The sequence below is a fragment of the Pseudomonas edaphica genome (assembly GCF_005863185.1).
Lineage (GTDB): Bacteria > Pseudomonadota > Gammaproteobacteria > Pseudomonadales > Pseudomonadaceae > Aquipseudomonas > Aquipseudomonas edaphica.
In genome coordinates this window covers 1-7265 of the sequence record NZ_VBVZ01000305.1, presented here as the reverse complement: position 1 = coordinate 7265, position 7265 = coordinate 1, and the positions used below count along the sequence as shown (strand labels likewise).

General features: G+C 54.8%; 5 protein-coding genes and 1 pseudogene. 5 read left to right on the top strand and 1 reads right to left on the bottom strand.

Going from position 1 to position 7265, the window contains the following annotated elements; translation table 11 throughout:
- From FEM54_RS19475 to FEM54_RS34690, 5 genes are all read left to right on the top strand, one after another.
- A partial coding sequence (locus FEM54_RS19475) for an AAA family ATPase (RefSeq protein WP_171045869.1) occupies positions 1 to 1784 on the top strand: 1784 nt, incomplete at its 5' end.
- Between the two features lie 1317 nt (positions 1785 to 3101).
- Positions 3102 to 4508, top strand: a complete 1407-nt coding sequence (locus FEM54_RS19470; RefSeq protein ID WP_138452537.1) for a YfjI family protein — start codon at positions 3102 to 3104, stop codon at positions 4506 to 4508.
- Entirely contained in the window at positions 4495 to 4848 is a 354-nt protein-coding gene (locus FEM54_RS19465; protein ID WP_025211760.1) for a hypothetical protein, read from the top strand. The genes FEM54_RS19470 and FEM54_RS19465 overlap by 14 nt, the downstream gene beginning before the upstream one ends.
- Positions 4832 to 5812 carry an integrase domain-containing protein gene (locus FEM54_RS19460; RefSeq protein WP_138452536.1) on the top strand — a complete coding sequence of 327 codons (981 nt, stop codon included), beginning with the start codon at positions 4832 to 4834 and terminating at the stop codon, positions 5810 to 5812. The genes FEM54_RS19465 and FEM54_RS19460 overlap by 17 nt, the downstream gene beginning before the upstream one ends.
- Complete coding sequence (locus tag FEM54_RS34690) at positions 5809 to 6078, top strand: hypothetical protein (protein ID WP_138452534.1); 270 nt, start codon at positions 5809 to 5811, stop codon at positions 6076 to 6078. Before FEM54_RS19460 ends, FEM54_RS34690 begins: the two co-directional genes overlap by 4 nt.
- A 166-nt stretch (positions 6079 to 6244) precedes the next feature.
- Here FEM54_RS34690 and FEM54_RS19450 read toward each other — a convergent pair.
- Positions 6245 to 7265 (bottom strand): annotated as a pseudogene (locus FEM54_RS19450) (tyrosine-type recombinase/integrase); the annotation flags it as partial.

Here is a 7265-nt window from a genome sequence, read left to right as displayed (position 1 = left end):
ATATTTCAATAAAGCTCAGAGATACGGGGTTAACTCTTATTTCGGGAACCAATAATTCCGGTAAGACAAGTATTTTGCACGCTTTGGCAATTTGGGAGTTCACCAAAATGCTATTGGTTAATTACAGAGGTAGTAAATCGCTGGCGCATGATTACGATTCTAAGAATGGTCTTGGCATTGCACCTGAAGCTTTTTCACCGATAAGTATTCCTTCGCTTCGCTACCTGTGGAAGGACCAGAACACCAATGGGTCCTACGGACTAAAAATAAAAATTGGTTGGAGAGAATCAGGCCAGAGCTATCATCTTGAGTTAGCGTACTCATTGAATGGCAATAATTTCGCGATAAAAAAATCGGACTCCAATCTGCTCGCCGATACCAAGATCCCTGTAATCGCTTATCTCCCACCATTTGGCGGGATGAACGAAAATGAAACTTGGCTATCCATCGCTGATCGGCGCAAGCTTATTGGCAAGGGACAGGCTGGTTCGGTGATCCGCAATCTGTTACTCGACCTATATACTGCACACGAGCAAAAGATCAAGCAGGCCAAGGAAGAATTATTGGCAGGCAGGGTGCGACTCCCTGCCGTAGACAAACAAAAATTGGAACTCGTGGACACCGAGTGGCGGCAGCTTGAGGAAATTCTCACGGACGTTTTCCGCGTAAAGCTTTGCCCAAAACCATTCGACAGTAATTTCCACAATTTTGTGCACGTGGACGTGATTGACGTTGCCGTCAATACAACTACCGGTGCCAAGGAGGCCAGGCCTTCATCGCGGCGAGATCTGATGATCGAGGGTAGCGGATTCCTACAGTGGGTCAGCGTATTTGCTTTGGCACTAGACTCCAATAATGACATTTTACTACTAGATGAGCCTGACGCACACCTGCACACCTCCCTCCAGTCGCTGCTTCTGGAAAAATTAGAAGGCATCTGCCTGCGCAAGAAGAAGCAGATTCTGATGGTAAGCCACAGCCCGGAGCTGATTAAATTAGTCGACTATGAGAAAATGCTCCACGTCGAGCAATCCAAAGCTTCGTATTTGCGTAACAAAGAGCAGAAGGTGCTCGTGCTGGAAGGGCTTGGAAGCAAGTACTTCCCGCTTCTTGATGACATCATAAGATATAAGAAAGTTCTTCTAGTCGAGAATGCTAGTGATGCCCGCGCCTTGCAAAGTATTTGCAAGCAATTGGATATGAAATGGCCTGAAAACCTAGTTCTGTGGGTCACAAACAAGAAGCACTCGGAACGAAAGACACTGATCATCGAGCTTAATCAGAAGATCATGCAGGATACTCGTCAGCCGATCAACGCTTATAGCTTGCGTGACTTGGACGATGAAAATTACAGCACCACCAATGCCGACCTTCAATGGAATACTGATCAGAGAGACGACTCTGGCAAGCACACGATCTTGAGGTATCGGACATTACGGCGTCGGGAGATTGAAAATTACCTAATCATTCCCACTGCGATATCTAGGTATATTTCCAAAAATCGTAAAAACAATGAAATCTCCACAGATGTTGATGCTGTCAATGAGTATTTACTGAAAAAGCATGGGCTGGTTGTGCCAAGCAACTATAAAGAAAGTGACCGCGAAAGTAATTCGGAGGGGCTTTTCAGCAAGGACGGCAAACAAGTTCTTGATGGCATTCGTCGCTACTTCAAAGTAAAATTTAATAAAGAAGACTATATACAACAGATAGAAAAAGGTGAGGTGTGCGCGGATCTTATAACTATAATTAAAGAGCTTATAGATATGTGCAAGACCAAGTAGACGTATTCATTCTTATGTTTAAGTAGTGCCGAAAGCGGTCGATGGTAGCAAATGCTCGCTATGTTGTGTTTAGGGGGGGCGGTTGCTCCTGGCCGATTGTTGCCTGCCGCAAATAGTCACAATCGACCCAAAACCGAAAGTATCATCGCCCAGGTGATCACCGCGGAGCGTTTGAAGCAGGTTTCTGCTGCGGTTGCAGCGGATGCTCATCATGCGTTGTGAAGCCGTCACCTCCCAATCAACTAGTGTTGATGCCTGAGTCCGTAATTGACGTTTGAGATTTTGCTTTCCCCGCCCAACCCTCCGATCAAGCGATCTTTGATCGCGCCGATCGGAGGGTTCATTCGCTTTTTTTCGAAGCCACCGCTATCTACCGTCTAGCGCCACGCCTTTGCCCGTCAGTAATTTTCCCACCGGTATATATCGAGCGCTGTGCATCTACAGAGTGTCGTTGCAGCGATTGTCGTGGGTCTATGGTTACAGAGTTGGCGACACCGGCGACACCGGCGACAATCCATGCGGAGCGGGGCCTGGAGCATGGCGACAAAAATGGCGACAGTCGCCACTGCTTACCCGTTTTGGCAGTGACGCTTGACCAGCTTTTCGAGTGGGTATAACAATTGGCGCACGGACCGCTGTCGTTGACAGCACCAGCCCAGGTAGCCAAAACCTTCAAGGCTACGTCACTCGCGTGGTGGTGGTTCTTCCGAAGTGCGATTAGCATCCGGCGGCTCGCACGGTCACTCCCCAAGAGTGATGGATGCCTACTCGACTGAATCTGCCCACTGCGGCAGACGATGCACCTTCCTCGCTGCGCTGCAGCAACCTCACCTTTTGGCACACTTCGCTGCGCCAGACTGCGCCCGTCTCTTTCTCCCGGAAAGAGACGGGCGCTTGTACCGCTGCTGCAAGCCACGTAGTACAGGGCATTGCCGCAACTCTCCTCGTGACAATCGGCCTGACAAATCCGATTCGTCGCCATCCGCATCGACACAGGCACCGGTGCCGCAGCCTTTGAAAAGGCTGCACCTGACTGACAGTCAGGCATGCCCAAGGTGTCCATGTCGTTGCCTTCTCCTGCTCAGGATCTCCAGGTGCCGAACTCGTCAGTCGGCACAGCCTCCACCCGCCCGCATCTTCGGATGCGTCTAAGGAGGCCAGATTCATGGGGTCATACCCTTGCTCCCGGTCGTAAGGAGCCGTTCGTTCCGCGTCAGTGAACGCCTCACAGGCCGCAGGGGCCTTGATCCCTGATAACACTCAACAGCCGTGGCGGGGCTACGTGAGGACAACCAGCAATGAACGAGGAGAGGGCCCATGCAGCAGTTAGATCCGAAGCTTGAACTACCGCGACCGCCTCGACCGCTTATTGAGTCGAATCCCGTGGCCCAGCCTTATCCGGTGCAGGCACTGGGTGGGATTCTGGGGCCTGCGGTGGAGCGCATGGCCGAGGTCATCGGCGTGCCCCAGGCGCTGGCCGCGCAATCGGTGTTGGCTGCCTCGGCGCTGGCGACCCAAGGTCATGCGGGCTTACAGCTCGACGGGAGAAATTATCCCCTGTCGCTGTACTTGATCACCGTGGCCGCGTCTGGGGATCGTAAAACGGCGGCAGATCGATGTGCATTGCTGCCTGCACGAGAATGGGAGCGTGAGCAGTGGCAGCGCTACCGCGAACAACTCTCCCGGTACCGTGCCGCACAGCGACAGGCGCAGCGTATCAACCCCGCCGATCCCGACTCCGCAAACGGCCTGCCGCTCGAAGCGGAGCCCTCGGCACCCCGGCTGATCACCACAGACCCGACTATCGAAGCCCTGATCAAAGGGCTCTGTCATGACTTGCCTAGCATGGGCCTGTTCTGTGACGAAGGCGGACAGTTCCTCGGCAGCAGCACCATGAGTCGGGATAATCGTTTGAAAGCGGTCACGACCTTGTCGTCACTCTGGGACGGTAGCCCGATTGATCGCGCTCGCTCCATGGTAGGCGAAAGCCTTCGGGCTTATGACCGACGCTTGAGCCTGCACCTCATGCTGCAACCGTACTTGGCCATGCAGTTACTCAGTGACCCGTTGCTGCAGGGGCAAGGCATCCTCGGTCGTTGTTTGATGACCTGGCCCACCAGCCTGGCCGGACAACGCAGCTACCAAGCTGTCGACTTATCCCAAGACGCTGCCCTAAAGCGCTATCACCACCGCCTTTCGGCGCTGTTTCATCTGCCCTGGTCACTTACCCCTGACGGTGCCCTGCAGCTATCACCGCTGACCCTCAGTCCGTTAGCCCGCCGTCGCTGGATTGATTTGCATGATGCCATCGAAGCTCAGCTGGGTGAGTTTGGCGAGCTGGCCAGCGTACGGCCCAGCGGATCGAAGTCTGCCGATAACCTGCTGCGCGTCGCCGGCATTCTTGCAGTTGTGGAGGAGAGCAGCGTCGTGGAGGTCGACCATATCCAGCGGGCCTCGGCCTTAGTTGGCTACTACCTCACCGAGATCCAGCGTCTGACTGAGCAGGAGCCAGTGTGTCGAATTAAGGAGGAGGCTGACCGGCTGCTGCGCTGGCTGCAGATCAAAGATTGGAAGCGCTTCAGTATTCGGGAGCTGAATCGCAATGGTCCCCGCTTTGCCCGGAAGAGCAGTCGCCATGCCGCCAAGCTGCTGGTCGAGTTGCTTGAACATCAGTGGCTGATCACCGACGGTCACACCTTCGAGGTGCGCCATGTTCAATCTTGATGAAGCGCTGCGAAACCATCTGGCTCAGCGCCAAAATGAACCGAAAGTGCGGTTTGTCGCCGCGAGTGTCGCCACTTTGTCGCCACGCTCAAAACCAGACAAGGCAAGGGTTGTCGCCGGTGTCGCCGATGTCGCCACCTTCCGTAAAGCTATCACCTCGCCGACAGCCATCCTTCAGTGGTTGAAAGAGGAAGGCGCGCATCTTTACGTCACCGACAACACGCTGTGTTTTCGCCCGACTGATTGGGCCCAGTTCGCTATCGTGAGTGTGCACTGGAGAGCCCTTTTGCATGATCTCGCGGCGGTCGATCAGGAGCAGGAAAATGACTCGGGTCGGTAAGCGAGCGGGGCGTAATTTTGGCTTTGGTCGCCAGCTCAGTTATGCCGGACCGCAAGCACTGAAAGATCTATTTGGCCATGGCCATTTTGCTACCGTCAAAGCCCATAGCGATCGCTGGCAGGCCTTCGTAAATTGGTGTCGATCCGATGAAGGGCCGAGGCTGAATGACGCGCGACAGATCGATCGTGACATCCTCATGCGGTACGCCACTTATGTGCGGGAGCAGGTTGATCAGGGTAACGTCGGCATCGCCACCGCGCAGAACCGACTGTCCACAGTGAACCGAACGATGGCTGCGCTGCGCGGTGATCAGTACGTCAAAATCCCCAGTCCGAGCAAGGCGCTGGGTTTGCAACGCTCAAGCGTGCGCGGGGAGGCCCCGCAAGGCCAAGATCGTGCTCAGATCAAGTTGATCGCACGCGCACTGTCAGAGCGAGGTCAGCAGCGAGTGGCCGCAATTGTGCATCTGGGCCGGGAGACTGGTATGCGCCTGCGTGAAGCGATCTTGGCGGACCTGCCCCGACTGCAACGTGAGGCCGGGCAACTGGGCAAGATCAACATTCAGGACGGCACCAAAGGCGGTCGATCAGGCGCGTCAGCACCGCGTTGGATAGCGATCACTGATCAAATCCGTGGCGCCTTGGATAGGGCCTGGGAGGCTTCACCCAGTCGCAGTCGGAACCTGTTGGCCCCCAACGAGAGCTACAAAGAGTTTATGCAATCAGTTGTGCGACCGGCACGGGACATCTTGCATGAGCATGGATTGAAAGGCTTTCATGAGCTGCGGGCGGCTTACGCCTGTGAGCGTTATGAGCAACTGACTGGCTTGAATACACCCGTCAATGGCGGTCGTGTTCATCGAGAAGATCGAGAGCTTGATCAGCGTGCACGACAGAAGATCAGCCACGAATTGGGACATAACCGCATCGATGTGGTGAGTGCCTACATCGGAGGTCGGCGATGATGGCCGAGTTCGACATAGCGTTGTTTCTGCGCCCCGTGCTCAAAGGTGCACATGCCACGCGGCAGCGGCACATCAGGCAAGCAGAAAGGATGCACGAGGTGATTCGTGAGCGCTGGGGTTGCGCGACTCCCTGGTCCTGGAGAGAAAAGCACGTGAGATGGTTTCTGAAGCACTACCTGCGGTGCTCAGCTCCAGCTACCGTCGACTACTACGACTTAACAGCAGGGTTGATCCGCCGCAGAAAGGCAAAAGTCGTGGTCGCCTGATAGACCTTTAAGCGTGAGCCCCTGAGTATGGGAATGCGGAGCCTTCCCATACTCAGGGGCTTGGCTGAAGAGGCGCAGGCATACCAGAGATCTAGCGACCGTCGTCACTCCTTTCGCCCTGCTACACGACACGGATCGTAGCCGGTGTCGCGTACTTTTTGGATGCTCAGCGAATTGGTACGACATTGCGGTCCCTGGTTTGATTGATGGCCGATGCCGACAGGCTGCCGGTGGCCGCCTTCTGGATATGTTCACTCCACCAAGCCATCATCGGACGCCGGCGTTCGATGTAGTCCGTCCTGTTGTAGGCGCTACGAACTTCGTCCTTGTCGACATGCGCCAGCGCGACCTCGATCAGTTCCGGATCCCAGCCATGCTCATTCAGGATGGTGCTCGCCATCGAGCGCAAGCCGTGGCTGACTAGACGGTCCTGAAAGCCCATGCGCTTCAACGCCATGTTGGCGGTCTGGCTATTGGCATGGGTGCGGGGATTTCTATCTGAGGGGAACACGTACTCTCTGTTACCACTGAGCTGCTTGAGCGTCTCCAGTAACGACAGTGCCTGATTGGTAAAAGGGATTGTGTGCGGCCGACGCTTTTTCATGCGCTCTGGCGGAATGGTCCAAATGCACTTGTCGAAGTCGATATCTGCCCATCGTGTGGTAGCTGCCTCGGCAGGGCGGGTCATCGTGTGCAGTTGCCATTCGATCAGGCAGCGGGTCGTGCGCTTGATGCTGGCGTTCGCGATTTCCATCATGAGTTCGGGAAGTTCCTCTGGTGGTAGCGCAGCCATGTTCTCTTTCTTGGGTTTCTTGAACACTGCCCGAATTCCATTGAGGGGGTTCGCAAATATTAGCCCGGAGTTGACCCCGTAGGTCATGATCTCGTTGAGTCGTTGGCTCAATCGTTTCACGGTTTCGAGGCTCCCTTTGGCCTCGATTGGGCGAAGGATCTTGATAACCATCGGAGCAGTGATTTGAGAGAGCGGCGTTGTTTTCATGCTTGGGAAAACATGGAGCGTCAGCGATCTCCAAATGTCTTCGGCGTAGGCTTTGGTCACGGAGTCTTTCTTCAGCTCGAACCAGGCAGTGGCCACCTTCTCGAAAGTGTGTTCAGTCTCAGCAAGTTTGGCTTGCCTTACCTCATCACGCTTTTGGGATCAGTGCCCAAAGCGAGCAATTCACGCG

What these genes read in the sequence shown, in the direction of transcription:
- FEM54_RS19470 (WP_138452537.1), top strand. Translation starts at nt 3,102, where the DNA reads ATGCAGCAGTTAGATCCGAAGCTTGAACTACCGCGACCGCCTCGACCG.
- FEM54_RS19465 (WP_025211760.1), top strand. Translation starts at nt 4,495, where the DNA reads ATGTTCAATCTTGATGAAGCGCTGCGAAACCATCTGGCTCAGCGCCAA.
- FEM54_RS19460 (WP_138452536.1), top strand. Translation starts at nt 4,832, where the DNA reads ATGACTCGGGTCGGTAAGCGAGCGGGGCGTAATTTTGGCTTTGGTCGC.
- FEM54_RS34690 (WP_138452534.1), top strand. Translation starts at nt 5,809, where the DNA reads ATGATGGCCGAGTTCGACATAGCGTTGTTTCTGCGCCCCGTGCTCAAA.